At 44.1% G+C, this 21009-nt stretch carries 28 protein-coding genes; 12 read left to right on the forward strand and 16 right to left on the reverse strand.

The genetic code is table 11. The features are described 5' to 3' along the window. Nucleotide 1 precedes the first annotated feature (1 nt). The 3 genes from hemA to ICN21_RS03970 all read right to left on the reverse strand — a co-directional run bounded on the left by hemA (nt 2) and on the right by ICN21_RS03970 (nt 1931). Nucleotides 2-1303, reverse strand: coding sequence for a glutamyl-tRNA reductase (gene hemA / locus ICN21_RS03960; protein WP_215295272.1), 1302 nt, complete (start codon nt 1301-1303; stop codon nt 2-4). Nucleotides 1304-1442: 139 nt separating this feature from the next. Beyond that, nucleotides 1443-1682: a hypothetical protein gene (locus ICN21_RS03965; RefSeq protein ID WP_215295274.1), complete on the reverse strand. Its 240-nt coding sequence runs from the start codon at nt 1680-1682 to the stop codon at nt 1443-1445. A gap of 42 nt (nt 1683-1724) precedes the next feature. Next, the gene (locus tag ICN21_RS03970; protein ID WP_215318422.1) at nt 1725-1931 is read right to left on the reverse strand and encodes a hypothetical protein; all 207 of its coding nucleotides are present in this window, start codon (nt 1929-1931) and stop codon (nt 1725-1727) included. Between the two features lie 243 nt (nt 1932-2174). On the opposite strand from ICN21_RS03970, the gene pufB reads away from it, so the two are divergent. The 6 genes from pufB (at nt 2175) to ICN21_RS04000 (ending at nt 4658) form a co-directional block, all read left to right on the forward strand. After that, nucleotides 2175-2318: a light-harvesting antenna LH1, beta subunit gene (pufB, locus tag ICN21_RS03975; RefSeq protein ID WP_112294365.1), complete on the forward strand. Its 144-nt coding sequence runs from the start codon at nt 2175-2177 to the stop codon at nt 2316-2318. A gap of 15 nt (nt 2319-2333) precedes the next feature. Next, complete coding sequence (locus ICN21_RS03980) at nt 2334-2537, forward strand: light-harvesting protein (protein WP_216125127.1); 204 nt, start codon at nt 2334-2336, stop codon at nt 2535-2537. 87 nt (nt 2538-2624) lie between these two features. After that, nucleotides 2625-4037, forward strand: a complete 1413-nt coding sequence (locus tag ICN21_RS03985) for a PucC family protein (RefSeq protein WP_215318423.1) — start codon at nt 2625-2627, stop codon at nt 4035-4037. Between the two features lie 47 nt (nt 4038-4084). Further along, nucleotides 4085-4321: a hypothetical protein gene (locus ICN21_RS03990; RefSeq protein ID WP_216176878.1), complete on the forward strand. Its 237-nt coding sequence runs from the start codon at nt 4085-4087 to the stop codon at nt 4319-4321. A gap of 2 nt (nt 4322-4323) precedes the next feature. Continuing rightward, a complete protein-coding gene (locus ICN21_RS03995; RefSeq protein WP_215295283.1) occupies nt 4324-4506 on the forward strand; it encodes a hypothetical protein in 183 nt (60 codons plus the stop codon). Beyond that, a complete protein-coding gene (locus ICN21_RS04000) occupies nt 4503-4658 on the forward strand; it encodes a hypothetical protein (protein WP_216176880.1) in 156 nt (51 codons plus the stop codon). Before ICN21_RS03995 ends, ICN21_RS04000 begins: the two co-directional genes overlap by 4 nt. Nucleotides 4659-4682: 24 nt before the next feature. Here ICN21_RS04000 and ICN21_RS04005 read toward each other — a convergent pair whose 3' ends face one another. Next, the gene (locus ICN21_RS04005; RefSeq protein ID WP_370624049.1) at nt 4683-5159 is read right to left on the reverse strand and encodes a glutathione peroxidase; all 477 of its coding nucleotides are present in this window, start codon (nt 5157-5159) and stop codon (nt 4683-4685) included. A gap of 119 nt (nt 5160-5278) precedes the next feature. On the opposite strand from ICN21_RS04005, the gene ICN21_RS04010 reads away from it, so the two are divergent. From ICN21_RS04010 to ICN21_RS04025, 4 genes are read left to right on the forward strand one after another with little or no spacing between them, the layout of a single operon-like run. Beyond that, nucleotides 5279-6475, forward strand: a complete 1197-nt coding sequence (locus ICN21_RS04010) for a Coenzyme F420 hydrogenase/dehydrogenase, beta subunit C-terminal domain (RefSeq protein ID WP_216176883.1) — start codon at nt 5279-5281, stop codon at nt 6473-6475. 26 nt (nt 6476-6501) lie between these two features. After that, complete coding sequence (locus ICN21_RS04015) at nt 6502-7086, forward strand: NnrU family protein (protein ID WP_215295291.1); 585 nt, start codon at nt 6502-6504, stop codon at nt 7084-7086. Nucleotides 7087-7110: 24 nt separating this feature from the next. After that, nucleotides 7111-7470, forward strand: coding sequence for a hypothetical protein (locus ICN21_RS04020; protein WP_216176884.1), 360 nt, complete (start codon nt 7111-7113; stop codon nt 7468-7470). A gap of 10 nt (nt 7471-7480) precedes the next feature. Then, the gene (locus ICN21_RS04025; protein ID WP_215295294.1) at nt 7481-8044 is read left to right on the forward strand and encodes a lipocalin family protein; all 564 of its coding nucleotides are present in this window, start codon (nt 7481-7483) and stop codon (nt 8042-8044) included. Here ICN21_RS04025 and ICN21_RS11075 read toward each other — a convergent pair. The 12 genes from ICN21_RS11075 to bchF all read right to left on the reverse strand — a co-directional run bounded on the left by ICN21_RS11075 (nt 8041) and on the right by bchF (nt 18454). Next, entirely contained in the window at nt 8041-8163 is a 123-nt protein-coding gene (locus ICN21_RS11075) for a hypothetical protein (RefSeq protein WP_255534195.1), read from the reverse strand. The genes ICN21_RS04025 and ICN21_RS11075 overlap by 4 nt on opposite strands. Nucleotides 8164-8227: 64 nt before the next feature. Continuing rightward, nucleotides 8228-9430 carry a geranylgeranyl diphosphate reductase gene (locus ICN21_RS04030; protein ID WP_216176885.1) on the reverse strand — a complete coding sequence of 401 codons (1203 nt, stop codon included), beginning with the start codon at nt 9428-9430 and terminating at the stop codon, nt 8228-8230. Nucleotides 9431-9473: 43 nt separating this feature from the next. Next, nucleotides 9474-10829 carry a BCD family MFS transporter gene (locus tag ICN21_RS04035; protein ID WP_216176886.1) on the reverse strand — a complete coding sequence of 452 codons (1356 nt, stop codon included), beginning with the start codon at nt 10827-10829 and terminating at the stop codon, nt 9474-9476. 12 nt (nt 10830-10841) lie between these two features. Next, the gene (gene chlG, locus ICN21_RS04040) at nt 10842-11759 is read right to left on the reverse strand and encodes a chlorophyll synthase ChlG (protein WP_215295300.1); all 918 of its coding nucleotides are present in this window, start codon (nt 11757-11759) and stop codon (nt 10842-10844) included. Continuing rightward, nucleotides 11741-12493, reverse strand: a complete 753-nt coding sequence (gene puhE, locus ICN21_RS04045; protein ID WP_216176887.1) for a putative photosynthetic complex assembly protein PuhE — start codon at nt 12491-12493, stop codon at nt 11741-11743. The genes chlG and puhE overlap by 19 nt, the downstream gene beginning before the upstream one ends. A 4-nt stretch (nt 12494-12497) precedes the next feature. Continuing rightward, complete coding sequence (gene acsF, locus ICN21_RS04050; protein ID WP_255534196.1) at nt 12498-13592, reverse strand: magnesium-protoporphyrin IX monomethyl ester (oxidative) cyclase; 1095 nt, start codon at nt 13590-13592, stop codon at nt 12498-12500. A gap of 19 nt (nt 13593-13611) precedes the next feature. Beyond that, complete coding sequence (gene puhC, locus ICN21_RS04055) at nt 13612-14076, reverse strand: photosynthetic complex assembly protein PuhC (RefSeq protein ID WP_216176888.1); 465 nt, start codon at nt 14074-14076, stop codon at nt 13612-13614. After that, nucleotides 14073-14732, reverse strand: coding sequence for a photosynthetic complex putative assembly protein PuhB (gene puhB / locus ICN21_RS04060; RefSeq protein WP_216176889.1), 660 nt, complete (start codon nt 14730-14732; stop codon nt 14073-14075). Before puhB ends, puhC begins: the two co-directional genes overlap by 4 nt. A gap of 24 nt (nt 14733-14756) precedes the next feature. After that, entirely contained in the window at nt 14757-15527 is a 771-nt protein-coding gene (gene puhA / locus ICN21_RS04065) for a photosynthetic reaction center subunit H (RefSeq protein ID WP_215295307.1), read from the reverse strand. 56 nt (nt 15528-15583) lie between these two features. Beyond that, nucleotides 15584-17032 (reverse strand): BCD family MFS transporter, encoded by a 1449-nt coding sequence (locus tag ICN21_RS04070; RefSeq protein WP_251369960.1) that lies wholly within the window; start codon nt 17030-17032, stop codon nt 15584-15586. A gap of 2 nt (nt 17033-17034) precedes the next feature. Then, nucleotides 17035-17760 carry a magnesium protoporphyrin IX methyltransferase gene (gene bchM / locus ICN21_RS04075; protein WP_216176891.1) on the reverse strand — a complete coding sequence of 242 codons (726 nt, stop codon included), beginning with the start codon at nt 17758-17760 and terminating at the stop codon, nt 17035-17037. A gap of 19 nt (nt 17761-17779) precedes the next feature. Next, nucleotides 17780-18454, reverse strand: coding sequence for a 2-vinyl bacteriochlorophyllide hydratase (gene bchF, locus ICN21_RS04085; RefSeq protein WP_255534197.1), 675 nt, complete (start codon nt 18452-18454; stop codon nt 17780-17782). Between the two features lie 295 nt (nt 18455-18749). Here bchF and ICN21_RS04090 point away from each other — a divergent pair, with 295 nt between their 5' ends. Both ICN21_RS04090 and ppsR read left to right on the forward strand, forming a co-directional pair. Beyond that, entirely contained in the window at nt 18750-19589 is an 840-nt protein-coding gene (locus tag ICN21_RS04090) for a B12-binding domain-containing protein (protein ID WP_215318442.1), read from the forward strand. 1 nt (nt 19590) lies between these two features. After that, nucleotides 19591-21003 (forward strand): transcriptional regulator PpsR, encoded by a 1413-nt coding sequence (gene ppsR, locus ICN21_RS04095; RefSeq protein ID WP_216176893.1) that lies wholly within the window; start codon nt 19591-19593, stop codon nt 21001-21003. Nucleotides 21004-21009 lie beyond the last annotated feature (6 nt).

A 21009-nucleotide genomic window follows, 5' to 3' on the forward strand; every position in this document is an offset into this window, starting at 1 on the left:
ATTATTTTGGAGGATAAATACTAGTGAGAATTCGCTTGAAATCTTCGATCTCATTATTGGGTGAATTTTGTAATGCATTGATAGGAGCATGCATAAATTTATTCGCTAGGGCATCTGCCATGATCGATAAAACCTCAACCGGATCTTCGCCCCTTTTAATACGCCGCACTGCTTTTTCCAATTCAATTTCTTTGAGTCGGCCTGCAGTATTTTGCAAGGACTGAATGATTGGTACTAGTGTTCTTTTTTGTAGCGTCTGGAAAAATTCACTCACGCCATTGTCAATAATAATTTCAGCATCAGCCATTGAGAGCTCGCGGATATTGCGACCTTCATTAACCAGGCTGCCCAAATCATCAACCGAATACAGGTAGGCATCCTTGAGAGAGCGAATCTCTGGCTCTATATCACGTGGCACAGCTAAGTCGATTAATACAATCGGCCTACTATTTCTAGTCTTCAAAGCTGTTTTAACAAGCCCCATACCTATGATGGGCAAGGAACTAGCCGTGCATGAAACAACGACATCAAACTCATGCAAACGGGTTGGTAGCGATTGCAAAGGAAAGGAGTCGGTTTTTAAACCCTTCTCGGCAAAAACTTTGGCCATTTCGTCGCCACGGTCAACGGTACGATTCGTGATCGCAATCTGCTTTGGTTTTTTACCAGCAAAGTGTGAGGCGCATAACTGAATCATTTCGCCTGCACCAATAAATAAGACTTTTGAGTTATTTAAATCACCAAAGATTCTTTCGGCTAAGCGAACTGATGCGCTAGCCATAGAAACTGAATGTTTACCAATATCCGTTGTTGCGCGTACTGCCTTAGCAACTGAAAAAGTTTTATTAAATAGTGGCTTTAAATAGGACCCTAATGTGCCTGCTTGGTCCGCGAATTCAACCGCTTTCTTCATTTGACCCAGAATCTGAGTCTCACCCAAAACCATTGAGTCCATTCCGCAGCTCACTCTAAATACATGCTTTACAGCATCAGTCTCTTTTGCAGAATAAATATATGGCTTTAATGCATCACTGTGCAGACGCTTTTGTGCAGTCAGCCAATCAAAAGCACGCTCTTCTAAATGATGACTCGGTTGAGTCACGTCATTAGCAGCACAGTAAATCTCCATGCGATTGCAGGTCGATAAAATGGCGACTTCAGGCATTAACTCGCGATGGGTGCCTCGCAAATAATCACGAAGATCTAATAATGAGTCTTGCAAATCCTCTGGAGAAATAGCGACACTCTCTCGAATATCAATTGGAGCCGTGTGATGATTCACACCAAGATTGAGTAATTGCATACGAGAGGCTATCTAAAAATAGCTTGAAGTGGGCGTAGAAAAATCATGAAAATGATTCTTCCCCGTGATTCACAAGATGTCAATCAAGATTGACACCTATTTCAGTTTCCCACCTAGGGAAAACCCACATATGAACCCATTATTGCTGGCTCTTAGCAGCAGCCTCGTAAGTTTTGAATTTTTTGTATGAATTCACTGTGGAATACAAGGCCAAGGCCGTGATCAGCACAAAAAGTAAATTGGTAAATGAATACTCCTGATAGAGAATCCAGATCTGCCCGAGCAAGGCGATGGGGAAGACAACGATGGCAAATTTGAGCCAAAGCATGGTTCTTTTAAACTTCGCATCAATTGGGCTCGATGTAGATTGCTTATTCATAACCTATCCTTATCAAACAAGAGGCTGGACCTCACATTAATCTCAACGCAGTATACGAAAAATGAAGCTTGTGAGGCCCTGCGCAAGAATGAAGGTGAAAATTGCCCCCATGAGGCCCATAAAAACACCAGGGACGTCTCCTAAATCGAGCTGCTTGGCAAATAGGAGGGACATGGCAAACCCGCCTGCAGCACAAGCGATCTCAAAAATGATTTTGATAGTGCTAAAACGCTCACTAGATTGACTCATATGACACCTCAATTAGACCGTGTTCGGAGCCCATTTTATCCCCCAAAAGCCCTAAAACAGCTCAAAAATAGCTGTTTTGCCATGTATTCTGCAGTGCAACACGTTGACTTATAAGGGAAATTCCTTAGAAAAGTGTCTAGATTTTTTTACACATTAGGACTAAATTCACCTTGTGGCAAAGAAGGTTAATTAGTACCCTCGTGTGGGTTTGCACGACGCAGTTAGATTTGAGAGGAAAACACTATGACAAATAACACTCTTACAGGTCTGAGTGTTGAGGAAGCGGAAGAGCTACATCGCAACCTCATTCAAGGTACGCAATTTTTTGGGATGATCGCAGCACTTGCCCATTTACTTGCTTACATCTATTCACCTTGGTTGAAGTAATTTAAGGAGCTTAAGATGATCTACGGAAAAATGTGGACAGTAGTAAGACCAACAGTTGGCATCCCATTGTTTTTGGGTGCAGTAGCAGTTGGTTCCTTTTCAGTTCATTTGGCATTACTTAACAACACAACTTGGGTGAAGGCTTTTTTAGAAGGCGGTAAGTCTGCGAAGGCTGGCGCTACTTCTGGAGCGCCCGCGGCACCAGCAGCACAAAAATAAATTTTATTTTGTCTCATAAGACCTAGATCGTTAGATCTGGGTCTTATTTTTTTGTTTTGCATACTCGTCAGTTAAACTCAGTTTTAGATGAATCGCTTTAGTCAAAAATTAATCAGTACCTGGGCTAATTTAGGCCCCCGTTTTTTGCCCTTCGCAGACGCCGCTTCTGCTGAACTACCACTAGGTAGATTACTCAGACTATCCCTCTTCCAAGTATCAGTTGGCATGGCCTTAGTGCTCTTAGTGGGCACACTGAATCGAGTAATGATTGTGGAGTTACATGTACCAGCATCATTGGTATCGATCATGGTTTCCTTGCCCATTATTTTTGCTCCTATTAGAGCGCTGATTGGTTTTCGCTCCGACACTCATAAATCTGCTCTCGGTTGGCGTCGCGTTCCTTATATTTGGATGGGAACCATGGTGCAATTCGGCGGACTAGCCATCATGCCTTTTGCTTTGCTAGTATTAGCTGGTGCAGGCAATGCGAGCGAAGCGCCAGCATGGATTGGACTAGCAGCTGCTGGACTGTCATTTTTATTTGTTGGCGCCGGCATTCACACAACGCAAACCGTTGGTCTTGCCTTGGCTTGTGATCTTGCACCACCTAAGGCGCAGCCTAATATTGTTGGCCTGATGTTTGTGATGTTACTCATTGGTATGATTGGCAGCGCTTTGATTTTTGGTCAGCTATTAGAAGAGTACAGCCCTGGACGCTTAATCCAAGTCATTCAAGGAAGTGCTGTCGTCACGATTTTGTTGAATGCTATTGCACTTTGGAAACAAGAAAGCCGCGAAGAAGCGCGTGCTAGAGCGCAAGTCGCTAGAGAACAAAACTTTAAAGAGTCTTGGGAAACCTTCAAGGAGGGTGGTCAAGCAATTCGTCGCTTAATTGCAGTAGGTTTTGGCACCATGGCATTTAGCATGAATGATGTTTTACTAGAGCCTTATGGTGGTGAATTATTAAACATGAGTGTGAGTGCTACCACTGTGTTAACTGCTACTTTGGCCGTTGGCTGTTTGTTTGGCTTTAGCATTGCCTCCAAGGTATTAAGTGCTGGTTACGATCCTTTTAAGATGGCTAGTAATGGCGCCAAAATTGGTATTCCTGCATTCATGTTGGTCATCATCGCTGCGCCATTTAATAGCACTCTCATTTTTATTCTCGGGGTGGTATTAATTGGCTTTGGTAACGGGCTATTTAGTCATGGAACCTTAACTGCCACCATGAGATATGCTCCAGAAAATCAAAGTGGCTTGGCATTGGGTGCATGGGGAGCGGTGCAAGCAACTGCTGCAGGGATTGCAGTTGGCTTTGGAGGCATTTTTCGGGATATTTTGGCTGGCATGGCTTCCAGAAATTATTTTGGCGAAGAGCTCAATAGCCCAGCTACCGGTTACTGCGGTGTCTATCTAATAGAAATCATCTTGCTGCTCATCACTATCGCAGCAATGACCAATTTCATATGGCCAGCCAAGCCAGTAGAGTCGGTTGCTTAATTGAAGCTGCCTGCTAGGCTCCTAAGCTACTAGTCGTCATCAACCCAATGACCAACTTACCGCAATTAGCTGAAAAGACCTTCATCCTTTCGGGCTTCTTCATTAGCTCGGTTAGCTTTATCTTGATTAGCTTGAGTCTGTGGGACTTCATTTCTGCCGATATGTTTTCTTTTGGTCTTTCTTCAGGCATTCGTGTATTGGGTGGCTGCGCTATCATTGGATGCCTTCTGAGCGCAATTGGCTACGGAATTGGGGATTATTTTAATAACGAAGCGAAGGAGTGAATATGTTTAAAAAATCAGATTACTTCATTCTCATGGCGGTGGTGATTTCATTCTTTACCTCAGCCTATTTATGGTTTGTAGTCCAAGATCGTGAGCAGTCGATCTTTACAGCGCTTTGGGTGCCCTCAATATTTTGCTTTGGGATTTATTTCAAATTATCTGCATTATTGAATCGTAAAAAATGAGTAACACTACCCTACTCCTTCTATCGATCTTTGTTTTTTGTCTCTTAATTGCTGGCCTGTATTACATGGTTCGTGAATTTATGGGTGAAGTTCAAGATGCCTTCCCAGATATCAACGAATGGTTAGACTCCGATAAGAAGAAAAAGAAGTAACTACTTCTCTAGGCAGCATCTCATTTAGAGTAGTTTTTGAAGCGCTTCTTCCATCTTGCTAGCGCCATCGGCCGATGCAAGTCGTGTGATGGATTGACCATCTTTGCTCACGAGAAATTTAGTGAAGTTCCACTTAATCCCAGTGGTTCCTAAGATACCAGGCGCCTGATCTTTCAAATAAAGATACAAGGGATGAGTCCCATCACCATTGACCTCAATTTTCTCAAACATCGGAAAAGTCACACCATAGTTAGTGCTGCAAAAGCTTTGAATCTGCTCTGCAGAGCCCGGCTCTTGAGCGCCAAATTGATTGCATGGGAAGCCCAATATCTCCAGGCCTTTGGCTTGATTTGCAGTGTAAAGATTTTGTAAATCACGATATTGAGAAGTAAAGCCGCAGTTACTGGCGACATTGACTATTAAGAGTGTCTTGCCAGCATAATCCTGTAAATTTTCTGCACTTCCATCAAGTCTTTTGAGGGGGATATTCGGTAGCATGATGACTCTCCATATTCATAAAATTGGTCTGCAAGTATTTCTTATTCAGGTCATAATAAATGCATTATCTTTACCTTGCTTTTTGCCCCATTACCCTAAAATGATAGTGACCAAAGGACTGTGTGAACCCTTCTAATGCACCTTATCGGAGCCTCTGCACTGACTGTGGTATTTCTCGCACTGATAATCCAAAACGTTGCGGCGAAGCTTGTCAATTTATCAAGCCCAATTACCCAGAATTAGAAACACAGGTTCATGGCAGAGCAAGAGATTTGAGTCGTCCTGATGAACTGCATTTTGGTCCCTTCATCAAAATGCTGAGGGCTGCACTCAATCTTCCTAGTGCAGGCGCGCAATGGACTGGAATTACCACGCGGATCGGAGAGCGCCTACTTGAAACAGGCGCAGTCGATGCTATTTTGACGATGACCGAGGACCCCCAGGATCGCTGGAAACCATTGCCGATCATTATTGATAAAGCATCAGATATGGCTAAGTGTCGTGGCATGAGAATGGGCTATGCGCCACTTCTCTCGCTATTAGAGCCGGCGATTGCTAAAGGCTATAAAAAGATGGCTGTGATTGGCATCCCTTGTCAGGTATACGCTTTAAGGGCTCTAGAAAAAGAATTGGGCCTCGAAAAACTTTACGTGATTGGAACGCCGTGTTCTGACAACACCACCACTGAGAACTTTCATCACTTTCTGTCCTTAGTTAGCTCAGAGCCGGATGAGATTAACTATCTTGAATTTAGAGCAGATTATCACGTTGAAGTGCGCTTTAAAAATGGCAAAAAGAAAGAGGTTCCGTTTCTGCAATTGCCGCTCTCTACTTTGCCAAATGACTTTTTTCCCTTAACCTGCCGAACCTGTGTTGATTACACCAATGTGCTGTCTGACATCACAGTTGGCTATATGGGCGGTCAGGGTGAGCAATGGCTGATCGTTCGCAATCAACGTGGTGAAGAATTACTAGCGCTCTTGGGTGATGAAGTGCACACCTCTGTACCAGGAAGTGCTGGCAAACGTCACTCAGCCGTGGTGGGCTTTATGAAAAATGTTGAGCGCGCTGCTGGTGGCCTTCCTTTAAGAAAAATGCCGAACTGGTTAAGACCGATTGTGGGTTGGCTGATGCCTAAGGTTGGACCTCGTGGCCTTGAATTTGCTCGCACTCGCGTAGAAATGAAAGCCATTGAAACTGTGATTCATCTAAGAAGAGAGCAGCCTGCAAAAATGGCTTCGATGATTCCTAAACACATCTGGCCTCTAGTAGAACCCTATGGCATTAAGCCCAGCGAATCAGAAATTCACAAACCTTAAAACCTATTTTCCCTTTGGAGCATTCCATGGCTTTATTTCTATTCGGTCTCTTTATTTTTCTCGCCAGTCACTCTTGTCGCATCTTTGCTGAGTCATGGCGCAACCAAATCATTGATCAAATCGGTGAAGTGAAATGGAAAGGCTTGTACACCATCATTTCCTTAATTGGATTCATCATCATGGTAGTTGGCTATGGACAAGCAAGACAAGATACCTTGGTTTTATGGCAGCCCAATGCATTTCTCATTTATATAGCCTTGGTATTAAACCTCATCGCCTTTATCTTCTTAGCTGGAAGCTCGCCTTCGAATAATGCGATCCGCCTCAAGCTAAAACATCCAATGATTCTCGGCGTCAAAGTATGGGCCCTAGCGCATTTACTATCTAACGGCACCCTAGTAGATCTCATCCTATTTGGCAGCTTTCTCATCTGGGCTGTTTTGGATTTTCGTTCTGCCAGAAAACGACCAGTTCATATCCCTGAGCAAGCTCAAATCAGCACTAAGGCTACTGTGATTACTATCGCCTCTGGCGTGATTCTCTGGGTGGTTTTCATATTCGGATTGCACCAATACTTGATTGGGGTTTCTCCTCTCGCTCAACTCTCTTAAGCGCTAGTTTTGGCGTCTGCCCCGATGAGTCTAAAGAACGCTTTAGCGTCGCTATTATTGGCTTTGGCTTTATGGGGTTGCGACTCTCATGCACCCAAAATAGACGCGATTGATCGTAAAGCAAAGACACTGGCATGCGTTCTCAATGGTAGTCCTATGCAGATAGCCATTCATAAAGACTCGCTGGTTGCAAGCTTGCTCTATGAAGGCAAAGAGATTAGGATTGACCTATTAGAGGTAAAAGATTTCTACCAAATATTAATGCGCTTTGACCCACAAATTGGGCAACTTAAAATCAATAAGATGGGTAACGAATTAATTCAACTCAAAAGCGGTAATGAACAAATCACTACTTGCAGCATTCAACTCACTGAAAAATACTGAGGCAAATATCATGAGAAAACATCACTACATTTTTGGCTTACTTTTTTTCTTGTGCGCACAAACTGGGGTGATGGCCCAAGCTGAACCAAAGCCAAATGCTCCTGTTAAAACAATCCCCTCACTAGACGTTGCCCGCTATCAAGGGACTTGGTACGAGATTGCTAAGTTTCCAAATTGGTTTCAAAGAAAATGCATTGCTGATACCAATGCCACCTACAAGATCAAAGACGATGGCAATGTGAGTGTGACGAATCGCTGCACATTTGAAAACAATGAAAAAGGTGAGGCCTTAGGTACCGCAAGGCAAATTGGTGACTCTACTTCACCCAAGCTAGAGGTCCGTTTTGCACCAGCTTGGTTAGGGTTCCTGCCCTTAGTCTGGGGTGACTACTGGGTCATTGATATTGACCCAGAGTACCAGTTGGCCGCCGTCAGCGATCCTAGAAGAGAATATCTCTGGATACTCTCACGCACTAAAACAGTGGATTCCAATCGCTACCAAGCGCTATTAAGCCGCCTGGTGAACGACAATGGCTTCAGTCTCGAAAAACTGAGCCTGACCCCACAAAATTAAACTGAGAACAAGAACTTAATAAAGACAATTCCAGTAATCAAACCGGAAAAGGCAATAATCCCAATCAGATACATTTTGCCGGACTTCATTTTTAAGGTTGCTGCGCTGTTATCTTTCATGATGCCACTTCCTTTCAGTAGTCAAAACTGATTAAAAACTGCTGTCAAACAAACACCCTACTCTTTAAACCTTTGCAAAACCCAATAAATGGGCGGTATCTTTTAAGAAAATCTTGAAGTGCGCCAAAGGATCACGGCGAACAAGTTTCTTATTCATATACGATTCAAATGTTAAGCGCTGAACGTCTTTATCTTCACACATCTTGACAAAGCGCTCGCGACGCTTATCGTTGTTGTACCAAAAACGCTGCATGATTCCGAGTACCAAAAATACAGTACCGTGTTCTTTCATGAAACGCTTGCGAGCTTTTGCTAACACCTTGCCATTGCCAGTTACCAGTAGCTCTTCAACAGCCTCAGCAGCGACTCTGCCGCCATACATTCCGTAATAGATGCCTTCGCCTGAGGCTGGCGCAACCACGCCAGCAGCATCTCCTGCCAAGACAACATCTCTGCCGTTATCCCATTTTTTTAATGGCTTCATTGGTAGCGGTGCGCCTTCATGTCTGAGCATTTCAGCATCCTCAAGACCAGTTTGTTTCTTGAGTGCACCTACTGCACTTCTCAAAGAGAAGCCTTTATCAGCAGTTCCAGTTCCAATACTCATGGTTTTGCCATGAGGAAAGATCCAGCCATAAAAGTCTGGGGATAAAGCGCCTTGATAAAAAACATCGCAGCGAGAACCATCAAAGTCAGCTGGTGGATTATCAGGAACCTTCACTATCTCATGATAGGCAAAGACATATTCCACATCCTTAGCGCCTGGAATCGCTTGGCGTCCAACTCCAGATTTAGCTCCATCTGCACCAATCACTGCCTTAGCACGAACAGCTATGGTTTCATCAGGCGCACCATGCTTGCCGCGCACAACATAGTGAATGACTGAGACTCCATCTTGATCTCGAGTGATTTTCTCAAAGATGCCCGTTCTTCTCTCGGCACCATCATTGGCGGCACGCACGCGCAAAAATTCATCAAACTTATCGCGATCGACCATCCCGACAAAGCCGCCCTCAATATGCATATCTACTGCCTTATCTGACGGCGCAATCATTCTGGCGCAATTGGCCTTGGCTACAAGGAGCTCATCAGGGATTTCAAAATCCTTAATTAGGCGTGGAGGTATGGCGCCGCCGCAAGGCTTGATTCGGCCCATGCGATCCAAGAGGAGCACTTTGCGACCTTTCTTGGCTAGATCACTTGCCGCTGTGGCTCCAGTTGGGCCACCACCAACTACTACGACATCAAAAGTTTCTAAAGTACCCATTCTGATCTCCATATATTGAGCACATCATTTAATCTTGAAAAACTTACGCACCTACTAAATGCTTTGACAACTCGTTTGTTTGTTTGTGCGGACGTGTCTGAAATGATAAGTACGCAGCCACAACAAATAAAACAGCTTCTAATAAAAAGACAAACGCATAGGCAGTCGCTGGGTTTCCTAAAACAATCCGAGCTATATCGCTCAGACCAGTCCCGACGATGCCACCTAAACCAAAAGCAAGGGCCTGCGAAGCGCCCCAAATACCCATGCGAACCCCTTCACGCTTTTCACTGCCTAAGCTGGCAAATTGCATCATTGAGCCAATGGCTGCAATTGAAAAAGCGCCATTAAAGATGCCTAAGAAAAAGACAGCGGTCTTGAAAAAGAGACTGCTGGCAACCGGTCCAGATAAGACCAAGCCCATCATGGCAATCGCTGAAGCAAGACACCCACCAATAGTCCAATTGCGCAGAGAAGTTAAATTCTTGGACTTTGCTCTGCTGGTAATAAACGCTAACGCGAGCATCCCTACCAAGACACCACCATTTTGAAGACCTGATAAAGCCGTGGTTTCAGCAGGGGTGTAGCCAAACGCGACTGCAGCAAATGGCTCTAAGATCAAATCTTGTGAGCTATAGGCCAACATGGAAATGAAGACAAACCAGGTAAATGAGCGTACGGCTCCCTCTTGCCAAACTTCAGCAAGTGCCTCACGGAAATTAACCTTGGTATTCTGTTTTTGTAAATCCTCGTGGGCTAGATTGATCGCTTGTTTTTCAACTGACTCTGCTGGTGTCTCCATACCCCAAATAGCCAAAAAGGTAACGATAACTGCTATTACAGAAACGGTAGAAGAGATCATCAATAAACGCTCAAAAGAAAATGGCGTCAAAAATTTTCCGCTGATGCTGGCAGTCATTGCAAAGCCAAAAATCATCATGAGCCAAACACAGGTTGCTGCAGCTGCTTTGCGTTTGGGGTCAACACGTTTGGCAAGTAAAACCAATAAGGCAGTACCGCTAGCACTCACACCAACACCAATCATGGCAAAGGCAACGATCGCTAGCGCAATACCCAAAATAATAGATTGCTCCAAGAGAATGATTGAAGTTGCAGCCAATATGCCGCCACTTGCTAAAACCAATATGCCGCCTCGTATCCAAGGTGAAGCACTACGAGTCTGATCTGAGCCAAAACCCATGCGGGGACGAACCAATTGAACCAAGTAATGCAGAGCAACTAGTGCTCCAGGCAAAATAGCTAGAAGTGCTAGTTCAATTACCATCACTCGGTTTAAGAGAGAGGTGGTTAAGACCACGATGGAGCCTAAAGAGGCTTGCACCAATCCTAGCCTCGCAATTTGCAGCCAACTGAGATAAGAAATGTTTGCGGTGCTCATAGGTTCAATGAATTAACTGATAGCGAATCGCCCTGCTACTGCAAATGCACTGACCATCATTCCTGCAACAAATAATGGCACCCCAAAACCACTCAAAAATAATGCGCGCTTAACTGGATCCTGCAAGAAATAATGCATCATCTTGATTTGACCGGCGATGAGCAGCAAGATCACGAATGCTTGCCAAAAGGCACCCCAAATCAAAAGCAGCCCAAGCACACCGAACTGTGGAACCAGCATCATCAAACAGGCATTTTCAGCGGCGCCTGCGATACCTAGTTGCACTGGCAGAGATAGAACGCCCATTCGACGATCGCCCTCTACTGCCTTGAAATCATTCAAAGTCATAATGCCATGAGCGCCAATGCTATATAGAATGGCAAGTAAAATCGAAGGGGTCGATGGAAATACATCACCCATCATGACAGCCGAACCGGTAAACCAAGCTAAGCCTTCATAAGATATTCCGCAAGCGGCATTACCCAACCAACCGTTTTGTTTAAAACGTAATGGCGGCATGCTGTAGAGCCACGCTAATAAAAGACCAAGCAGTGTCGCAACAAATGCCCAAGGACTAATAAACCAGCCCAATGCCAGTGATAGCAATGTCCAAATGAAAGCGACATAAAGCCCCCAAGTTCCGGGCATGCGACCTGAAGGAATGGGACGCTGAGGCTCATTGATGGCATCTACTTCACGGTCAAACCAATCATTCACTGCTTGGCTAGCCGCACATACCATAGGGCCTGCCAAGATCACGCCAGCGATTAATAAATGCCAGCGACCCTGAAAAGAAACACCAGTCGCTATCACACCGCAGGCAAAAGCCCACATTGGCGGAAACCAAGTAATCGGCTTCAGTAATTCGAGAATGGCCGAGGGCGCAGGATACCTCTGCACCGGAAGAGTATTTATGATCGCATTCCCCATTTCCACAAGCCTTCACTAGAAAAAGGAACAACCATCAAAATATGCTCCAACACAGCCAAAGATAAAATCGCGCCGGTGAGAGACATGGAAGCTACTTCAAAATCAGTACTACTGGGATGAATTGCAACCTCCCAGAGTGGAATGGCGCACAGCACACCACCAATTACTGAGAGGGGCAACAAGGGATTCATCGGCTTGCAGGTGAAATAAGTAAAGATGTATTTCAGGTGATTCGGTAAAAACCGTTCATTCAGATTCAGTACACCCAAGAAGATATTGAGCTTCGCACTCTGTCTCATGAGCCAAAGAATCATGAAGGTCCAAAAGCCTGTTTGGTTGGCGCCACCCCAAGTCATGATGGTTACTAACATTGCTAAAACTACCAAAGCAATTTCATGGTGCTGAATAGTCTGAAAGGCATAATGCATCTTTTTTAAGCCACGACAATCTTCAGGACAAGGCTCTCTACGAGGGCCAGTGACATAACCGAATAAGAAACCGATTTCTTGCCAACCCCAAACTAAAATTGCGCAGGTGAAACCACAATAAGCTCCCGCTACCGTACCTAAGTTGGCACTTGTTTTCAGCCCTACCAATGCCATAGCTAGCACCATACCGCTTACCCAAAAAGCATTTCTATAGGTGGAGGGATGGCGCTGATTTAAGAGCAGAATGATCCCGGTGCTAAACCACCATATAAAAATCGAGTAGAGGATAGGCCAAACGATGCTCATAAAATTACCAGGTAGGGACCATCCGAACGTTGGCAGGTAAGGTGTTATCTTGGACTGGAATGAAGTAAAGCTTCGCAAACACTAAACCAGCGCGAGCACCCAGAATGGCTGTCTTCACTTTATTCATGAAGCCACCCTCTTTCTTGTATGCGTCCATCTTCTCAAACAAGGCTCGCATCTCCTCAAGATAGTGATAGAAACGCGGATCATCTAAATTCACAGAAATTGGGAAGACCTGCTTAATAATTTCGTTTGTGATGAAAAGTACTTTCTTGTCGTAATCCGTTGGAGAAATTTTCATCGCCTTGTATAGCTCAATGCGGGTATGGTCGCGCACATACATCGTTGCATAGACTGCCAAGATGAAAAAGCGAATCCATAATTTATTTACACCTTGCAGCAACTTAGGATTAGCACGCATGATCAACGCAAAGGATTCGCCATGACGGAACTCGTCATTACACCAACGTTCAAACCATAAAAAGATCGGATGAAAACGAACCTCAGGGCGACTCTCAATTTCCCTAAAGATCGTGATGTAACGGGCATAACCAATCTTTTCTGAGAGATAGGTTGCGTAGAAAATAAACTTCGGCTTGAAGTAAGTATATTTCTTAGCTTTTGCCAAAAAGCCTAAGTCAATACCAATATTAAAGTCCTTCAGCCACTGATTAATAAAACCAGCGTGGCGGCTTTCATCCCTGGCCATATAGCCGAACAAGTTACGCATATCTGGATTGCTGACCTTACGCTTGATCTCAGCGTACAAAATACATCCAGAGAACTCAGAGGTAATCGAGCTGATTAAGAAATCAACAAACTCATCATATAAGGCGGGATGCAGATTGGAATAATTCTTATCCATATCTGCAGGACGCTGGAAGTGATCCGCATTATTGTCGCCCTCATACTCTGCCATCAATGCATCCCACTCTGGGCGCAAGGAGTCAATGCTAATGCGATCCATCTCTTTAAAGTCAGTCGTATAAAAGCGCGGGCTTAATACCGCATCTTCTAATGCCATCTTGGTGGAGTCATTGATTGATCCCTTTGCAGGGATCTGACTTTGCAACATGCTTTCTGCGCTATCTAAATTCATTTCCAACTCCAATAAATATTTATGACTTACTTACTGCTACTACATTTGATGCATTAAATAACCTAAAAAATGTTCCAGCATTGGTAGGGCCAAAAGACTCTAGGTCTACCATACGACCAGTTGCGGTATCGGCTAGAGTTAAGCGACCATCTGCGCGATAAATTAATTCAAATGGAGGTCCACTATCCAAGCCTCTGCGTTTTCTTTCTTGTGCAAGACCACGCAATGTGCCTCTGACAAAACCGGCTTCACCTTGCACAGCCTCAATTTGCTTACCAGTTTTGTAATCGATGACAGCGATAGAGCCATCAGGACGATCCTCAAAACGCAGTTGCAAAACTTGTACAGGCGATGCATCAGGTTCACGCACCTGACTCAAGTCGCGACTATTAATAAATACCAACAATAAAACAATGATGATCACATCAGCGATCAGCATTTTCGCAACGGGTGATAAAAAATCTTTTCCTTGGGTAACACTCATGCTGTTTGTGCTCTCGCTTGTTCAACTGCAATATCTTGAGGCTCTATCTTGCTAAGACCAGTGGATGCCTTCCAGGCTTCAGTAAGTAATTTTGCAACCTGCTGTGCCTCGGGAATACAACGCATCATCGGTTCTGGTTTTGCTAAACGCCAAGGCCGCACGTGAGGCCATAGGTGGAAGAAGGCAATCTTATCTTCGGTAGCAATTTGCATTGGGATATCACCAGTACCATCTGCATATAACTTTAAATCAGCACTTCTCAGCGTTTTATAAGGGAGGTTAAAGGTCACCGTCAACACAATACCCACTCGCATCACAATCCGACGATTGGTTAAGGTATACATCGTGGTAGTTGCTGACCAGTAAGCCAAAAGACCTATTAGCAGCAGACCAATCAGCGCTAAAAATACTGCGAGCGCAACACTACTCCAACCTTCTGACAAACCACCTTCACTACCTGCTACTGAGAAAACCTGCAAAACCACGATGACTGCAAAATAAACTGCGAGCCATGGCAGACGAAATACATGTTTAGCCATAGCAGTCCAACTAGGAGCGCCTTGCCAAAGAATCGTTTCGCCAGCAGGTAATGGTTCGGGCAACCCTAAGGCTGCCTCGAACTCATGCTCTGCTGATTCATATGGTTTTTGATTCACAAAATACTTTCAATTGAATGGGATTTAAATAAGGGGTTCTTGGCGCTCTGGGGTCGCATACAGAGTACCGCCGCCAAAGTAAGCCATGATCTTTTCTTCTTCTAAGAGCGTAATCTGATCTTGACTCTTTAAGCCTGGTACTAAAGCAAACTGATTGCCCAAGATCGATTCCACCTTGATAGCGTCTTTACCAATACGAGAAAAATTCATTGGTAGTAATACTCGTCTGCCACCAAACTCTGGCAAAGTTTCAATTTCAAAATAGCGAATCACGACTTCAGCCTGATCAATCCAGAGCTCTTTCACGGTGCCAGCTACCACACCATCATCACCCTTAACTTGCATACCAATCGGATTTCTATCCTGCTTGGCTACGCTAAATTGACCGAGTAAGCGCCCTGGCAAAATACGTTTTTGACCTTCTGATGTCATGTCAGGAATATCCGCACGCTTCGTAAAGGCGCCCGGCCCTACACCGTCTAACATCGGATTACCAGTTGGTACTAGAGGCGCACCATTTAAATAGCTTGAAGGTCTAGCAGCCACTTTTTCCAGAGGCTCATCTTTGGGAACAGTGACATCGCCCCAGTACTCTGTATGAAAAGTCTTCGGTGCCGGCATACCGGCTATTCCAGCCGCTCGTCTGGTCTCGCCACGAACGTCGTACTCTAGCGGAAAACCTTCACGCTTACTTTCTATAGTCAGGTAATAAACGAGGCCTGCAAAAAATACCCAAAATGCATATAGAACCAATTGTGCAACATCTACATATTCTGTAATTGCTCCGGTTGCCATCTTGCTCTCCCTTTTAACAATAATGCTTATTGTGAAAAAACATACTGTGCCACTATTTAACTTGGTAATTCATCTAAACCGAACTTCTGAGAAACATTCATCACAGGTTCCTTGTTCATAATGACCAAAGGTCCAATTGCAATCAATGTAGCAAACAACAAATAAAACTCAATGTGATATACAAAACTATAGCCTGTAGCGGTAGAAATCAAACCCTCACCTAGGAAGCCATTTGTCGCCAGGCTAGAAATCACATCCCGTATGACGCCGCCAGCTGCAATAGCAATACCAGATGCGCTAGCGTGTACCGCGCCCCAAGCACCTAAAACCAAACCATTCATCCCGCCTGATTCGAAACTCATGGCGGCAGTCAAAGTGCTCACAGAAAATAATCCGCCACCAAAGCCAATTAAAAATGCACCGCAACGAAATAAGGTGGGCGAAAGCAATGGTTCGGAAAAAATGACGCAACTAAATGCCGCAATACCAAACAAAGCGCCAATGGAAGCCAGGCGATAGGGATCAATTGAGCGATTTAGATAACGCGCAGCCACACCAAAAGCAACGAGAGCGCCTAAAGAAGTCAGACTGGTTAATACAGTGGTAGCACTAACCGATAAACCTAATACTTCAGCACCATAGGGTTCTAAGATAATGTCTTGCATACTAAATGCGGCTGTACCTAAACCTAAAGCTACCAAGAAACGCATCACTTTGCCCTGCTGTGAAAAAGTGGCCCAAGTTTCTTTAAAGCTTGGAGTTTCGATAGAGTGCGCTGTTAAATGGGGCTGACGAGGCTCTTGCTTCCAGGCTGCGATCAAGTTGAGCACCAAGGTAGTTGCTGCAACACCCTGTACCACCCGAATCAACAGAATAGGGGTGATATCAATCAGCAAATAGCCAAAGATGGCACTACTGACTGCCATACCAACCAACAGCATCATATACATTAGCGCGACCACTCTAGGTCTAGCTTGAGGCTCAGCTAGATCAGATGCTAAAGCGAGACCAGCGGTTTGAGTGGTCTGCATACCAGCGCCTACCAATAGAAAAGCAAGCCCGGTAGCGCCTTGCGCAAACCAAGCGGGCCAAGTGGTATCGCCAGACAAGAGAATGAGTGCGAAAGGCATGATTGCAAAGCCGCCAAATTGCAACCAGGAACCAATCCAAATATAAGGCACTCTGCGCCAACCCAGAAAAGACTTATGGCTGTCACTCTTAAAGCCAACCAGTGCTCTGAATGGAGCAAATAGCAGAGGCAAGGCAACCATAATCGAAACTAAAGCCGCACTCACTTTCAACTCAATAATCATGACTCGATTCAGAGTGCCAATCAACATGACCATTGCCATGCCTACAGAAACCTGAAACAGAGCCAGCCTCAAGAGACGACTGATTGGCAACTCTTTGGTGGCGATATCAGCAAAAGGTAAGAACTTTGGACTCACTCTCTTCCAAGTTTCAAATAACTCTTTGCCACGCCAGGTCAGAGTAAACATTTTCATTGTTATCGCGCTTTATTCTGATCAGTTGGCTTTTTGCTTAAGCGCATCGCCTGTGAAAAATAAAAAGCGCGTTGCACTTTTTGCGTACTGACTGGCGCCCAATCTGCTAAACCATCATGCTGACTGAAGGTTCTGGTGAGAGAGTCAATCGAAATGGGCTGAATAAACGGTGATCGATCACTTCTCGGAAATACACTACCAATCGTTAACAAGGTACTCAGAGCGGCATTATTGGGGGCAAATGTAAAAGCAATATTGGCACGCGTACGATTGGCAAGCTTCGCCATCGCATCAGCAATATCCAAGTGGTGATAGTGAATCATGGAATCCATACAAACCACATGATCAAACTCACCCAAGGCGGGCTCTAACATATCTCCAGAACGGAACTCAATAGATCCAGAGCCAACATCACGACCAATTCTCTCGCGCGCTAAATCAACTAAGGTAGGCGATAAATCAATAGCGACTACATGCGCACCCCGCTTTGCTAAATCAGCTGCTAAGATTCCAGTACCGCAGCCAGCATCCAAAACACGCTGTCCAGACAAATCAGTCGGTAAATAGCTTAGCAGGACATGACGCATCTCTTCACGACCAGCTCGTACCTTAGCGCGTATACCGCTGACTTTGGCCGTCGACGTTAGCTTTGCCCAAGCATCTACCGCAGTGCGGTCGAAATACTCCTGAAGCTGAGTACGTTTTTGAGTATAAGAATTTTCAAGCATGGCTAACGATCGCCTTTAATTATTTCAACCATGGGGAATAGATATAAGCTAAGAGATGCGCTATTACCGCTATGAATCCAAAAAATTGTGTTCCTTGCACAAGGTTGCGATGCAATTCTTCTGCCTCTGCAATGCTTAAGCCAGTTAACGCTGTCTGAGCACTACTAAGACTTGCTGCTTGTGCAGCTTGTAATTGAATAGTCTGCGCGCCAAGCATAGACTCGCGCGTCTTCTTTTCTTGATCTAGGCGAGCCATCCGTAGCTTCCAGATAAATTGACCTGCATTGATCACATAGGTTGCATAGGCCGCTAAAGCCAATAGCATCAGTTGAATTGGGTCCAGATAACCAGTACCCAGTGCTACAAGATATAAGGTATGAAGCAACAACACCAACATACTAAATACATCTTCCCAGAAAAATGCTGGGGCAAACAAGTAGCAGTTAAAAACAACCTTCTCCCAAATACAACCAGTGATCATGATGGTGTAGAGCGTTAATGTTTTAACCACTACTGAAATATTGGCGGCATGTTCTCCCTCGCCGGTAAATAAAAAACGCAGGACGAGGTAAAGACTAACCAAGAAAACAACAAACTGAATAGGCGCCAAAATACCTTGGACAAGTGTCCACTTGGTTTCGTCTCTTCTTACCCTCTCTTCTGGGGTATAAAGTGGCTTATATGTTTTTTCCATGTACAGTCTGATATATTTTCTGCAACAACCTTAAGACAATTATTAATACACTTTTAAAGCACAAAAGTGTCAATTAAAGTTTACGGTATCTGGAAAAAGAAAGTCCTCGGGATAACCCTATTGGGGGTACTTACCCTATAGCAACTTGCTCAAAAAAAGCGCTAAATAGGATCATTACTAAATGATCAGTTTTGAGAGAAATAGCGCCCTTCTATTTTGCAGTGCAGCATATTTTTCTAGGAGCACTTACAGCCTTTCATTTTGTATTCATTACTAGGCTATTAGGAGATGGGCTTTGTCAGATTCACTGAAAAAAACGTTCCAATCTAATGTAAGTGAATTGGATAACGCAGAAATGAAGCTATGGCTAAATAAAACCATAGAATCAGAGATCATCCCGCGCTTGCTGATGGGGCATAAATTAGAACCAGCAAACGATCAATTTATTCGCCAGATTAATGAAATCAATATTACGCAAGTTGAAATTGTCGACTTTTGCCAGATATTGTTGGATGGCCCCATAGAGGATTCCTTTTCCTTTATAGATAAGATGCAAAAATCGGGGCATACCCTTGTATCGCTCTATATGAATCTGATTCCAGCGTCTTGTAGACGCTTGCAGCATCTTTGGGAAAATGATGAAAACAGCTTTACAGAGGTGACGGTCGCGCTAGGGCGTGCTCAGAACCTCATTCATCAACTTAGCCCTCTCTTTATGAGTCAAGGCAATCTCGCCCATTACCAGGGTAACGCCCTTCTGATTAATGCACCGGGGTCGCAACATACCCTGGGGATCTTAATATTAGGTGAATTTTTCAAGCTGAATGGCTGGAATACGACAGTCGAAATTGAAACTTCTAGTGCAGAATTAAAGGATCGAATCAACTTGCAAGCCTATGATTTATTGGCAATTTCTATCTCATGTGAAGATCAGTGGGATACTATGGAGGCATTGCTAAACGAAGTAAAGAAGGTATCAAAAAATAAGGGGATACTGACCATGGTGGGCGGTCCATTATTTGATTACAAACCAGAATTAGTAAAAGCTTGCTCTGCAGATGCCTGCGCCCTGACAGCCGAAGAGGCTATTAAAACAGTGTCGGATCTTTTAGCCCAAAGAACTAGCCTAAATTAATATGCCTGCCTCACATCATCCAGAGCAACTCTTTTCAGGCCTAAGCAGTAAGGAGCTTAGCCTGATTGCTCAAGCCTCGGCAGATATTTCGCTTCTGTTGGATGATTATGGAACCATAGTCAACATCTATTCTGAAAATCAGAGTCTAGCCAAACAGATCCCAGATGGCCTCATAGGAAAAAAATGGTTAGATATTGTTGTACCAGACAGCGTCAAAAAAATGCACTACTTGATAGAAGACGCTAGCTCAGACAAGATCACTAAGTTTCGACAAATCAATATGGTCGGTAACCATCAAAATATGGTACTGCCAATGATGTGCACTTCCATCAAAACATCATCCAATAAAAAAATTATCGTTATTGGCAGGGATCTTTCGGAAGCATCCAAGCTGCAACAAGATTTAGTTGCTGCCCAAAAAGAAATTAGTAAAAATTATCTGCAAATAAGTCAACTAGAAGAACGCTTTCGGTCGATCTTTGAAATCGGTACTGAATCGGTCATCATCGTTAAGGGAGATGATGCTTATCAGATAGTCGAGATGAATGGCAACGCAATTAGGCAAATGCTACTAGCTAAAAATAATTGCATTGGCAGGTCATTTCTTTCGCTCTTACCTGCAGCAGAATTAAACAAAGCCAAAGCCTTTCTTCAGACCGTACAAAATACTGGCGAACCCAATACTCTAGAAACTGTCATTAACGGCGGGCAAGTCATTCGGATCAAAGCAACTTCTTTTATAAATAGCGGAAAACCCTACTTATTATTTAACCTTACGCAACCCGACTTAGCTAAGACATCCAACCTACTAGATGCTGACTCCTTAACTGTTAAGGCCATTGAAAATAATGCGTATGGTTTTATTGTGTGCACTCCGGAAGGTCAGATCCTCAAAGCAAACAAGGCCTTTATTAAATTAAGCAATGCTAAGACCGAACAAGACTTGATTGGCACTACTATCCAAAATTATCTAGGGCATGACACAACAGATTTTGATCGCATGATGCAGTCCTTAAAAGGAAAAGCAAGTACTCAATCTTGTGTCTCTTCGATTAACGACAATAGTGGTGGTTTTAAACTAGTAGATATTTCAGCGGTATCCGTAGTTCAGCCACGCGCTTGTATTGGCATGATTTTCCGACAAGTAGATTCGAGACAAAATAAAGATAAGCGTATCGACAAGAAACTAGTACGAAATTCTGATGAATTGTCGATGCTGGTTGGAAAAGTCCCCTTGAAGGACATCCTAGCCGAAACCACTGACTTAATTGAGCAACTCTGCATCAAAGCTGCCTTAGATCTGACAAAAGACAATCGTGTTTCAGCTTCTGAGATCCTAGGCTTATCTCGACAAAGTCTTTACATCAAACTCAGAAAGTATGGTCTAGTAGACTCCAATAAGGATATTGATTAGAAAGTC

This window comes from Polynucleobacter sp. AP-Feld-500C-C5 (assembly GCF_018882265.1).
Lineage (GTDB): Bacteria > Pseudomonadota > Gammaproteobacteria > Burkholderiales > Burkholderiaceae > Polynucleobacter.

Excerpts from the sequence above, each read along its gene's own strand:
- ICN21_RS03990 (WP_216176878.1), top strand. The coding sequence starts at position 4,085 with ATGACCAACTTACCGCAATTAGCTGAAAAGACCTTCATCCTTTCGGGC.
- bchM (WP_216176891.1), bottom strand. The coding sequence starts at position 17,760 with ATGCTTGAAAATTCTTATACTCAAAAACGTACTCAGCTTCAGGAGTAT.
- ICN21_RS03985 (WP_215318423.1), top strand. The coding sequence starts at position 2,625 with ATGAATCGCTTTAGTCAAAAATTAATCAGTACCTGGGCTAATTTAGGC.
- ICN21_RS04020 (WP_216176884.1), top strand. The coding sequence starts at position 7,111 with ATGAGTCTAAAGAACGCTTTAGCGTCGCTATTATTGGCTTTGGCTTTA.
- ICN21_RS03995 (WP_215295283.1), top strand. The coding sequence starts at position 4,324 with ATGTTTAAAAAATCAGATTACTTCATTCTCATGGCGGTGGTGATTTCA.
- ICN21_RS04000 (WP_216176880.1), top strand. The coding sequence starts at position 4,503 with ATGAGTAACACTACCCTACTCCTTCTATCGATCTTTGTTTTTTGTCTC.
- bchF (WP_255534197.1), bottom strand. The coding sequence starts at position 18,454 with ATGGAAAAAACATATAAGCCACTTTATACCCCAGAAGAGAGGGTAAGA.
- ICN21_RS04035 (WP_216176886.1), bottom strand. The coding sequence starts at position 10,829 with ATGAGCACCGCAAACATTTCTTATCTCAGTTGGCTGCAAATTGCGAGG.
- puhE (WP_216176887.1), bottom strand. The coding sequence starts at position 12,493 with ATGAGCATCGTTTGGCCTATCCTCTACTCGATTTTTATATGGTGGTTT.
- hemA (WP_215295272.1), bottom strand. The coding sequence starts at position 1,303 with ATGCAATTACTCAATCTTGGTGTGAATCATCACACGGCTCCAATTGAT.
- ICN21_RS04070 (WP_251369960.1), bottom strand. The coding sequence starts at position 17,032 with ATGAAAATGTTTACTCTGACCTGGCGTGGCAAAGAGTTATTTGAAACT.
- ppsR (WP_216176893.1), top strand. The coding sequence starts at position 19,591 with ATGCCTGCCTCACATCATCCAGAGCAACTCTTTTCAGGCCTAAGCAGT.
- pufB (WP_112294365.1), top strand. The coding sequence starts at position 2,175 with ATGACAAATAACACTCTTACAGGTCTGAGTGTTGAGGAAGCGGAAGAG.
- chlG (WP_215295300.1), bottom strand. The coding sequence starts at position 11,759 with ATGGGGAATGCGATCATAAATACTCTTCCGGTGCAGAGGTATCCTGCG.
- ICN21_RS04030 (WP_216176885.1), bottom strand. The coding sequence starts at position 9,430 with ATGGGTACTTTAGAAACTTTTGATGTCGTAGTAGTTGGTGGTGGCCCA.
- acsF (WP_255534196.1), bottom strand. The coding sequence starts at position 13,592 with ATGAATTTAGATAGCGCAGAAAGCATGTTGCAAAGTCAGATCCCTGCA.
- ICN21_RS03980 (WP_216125127.1), top strand. The coding sequence starts at position 2,334 with ATGATCTACGGAAAAATGTGGACAGTAGTAAGACCAACAGTTGGCATC.
- puhC (WP_216176888.1), bottom strand. The coding sequence starts at position 14,076 with ATGAGTGTTACCCAAGGAAAAGATTTTTTATCACCCGTTGCGAAAATG.
- ICN21_RS11075 (WP_255534195.1), bottom strand. The coding sequence starts at position 8,163 with ATGAAAGATAACAGCGCAGCAACCTTAAAAATGAAGTCCGGCAAAATG.
- puhA (WP_215295307.1), bottom strand. The coding sequence starts at position 15,527 with ATGGCAACCGGAGCAATTACAGAATATGTAGATGTTGCACAATTGGTT.
- ICN21_RS03970 (WP_215318422.1), bottom strand. The coding sequence starts at position 1,931 with ATGAGTCAATCTAGTGAGCGTTTTAGCACTATCAAAATCATTTTTGAG.
- ICN21_RS04015 (WP_215295291.1), top strand. The coding sequence starts at position 6,502 with ATGGCTTTATTTCTATTCGGTCTCTTTATTTTTCTCGCCAGTCACTCT.
- ICN21_RS04025 (WP_215295294.1), top strand. The coding sequence starts at position 7,481 with ATGAGAAAACATCACTACATTTTTGGCTTACTTTTTTTCTTGTGCGCA.
- ICN21_RS03965 (WP_215295274.1), bottom strand. The coding sequence starts at position 1,682 with ATGAATAAGCAATCTACATCGAGCCCAATTGATGCGAAGTTTAAAAGA.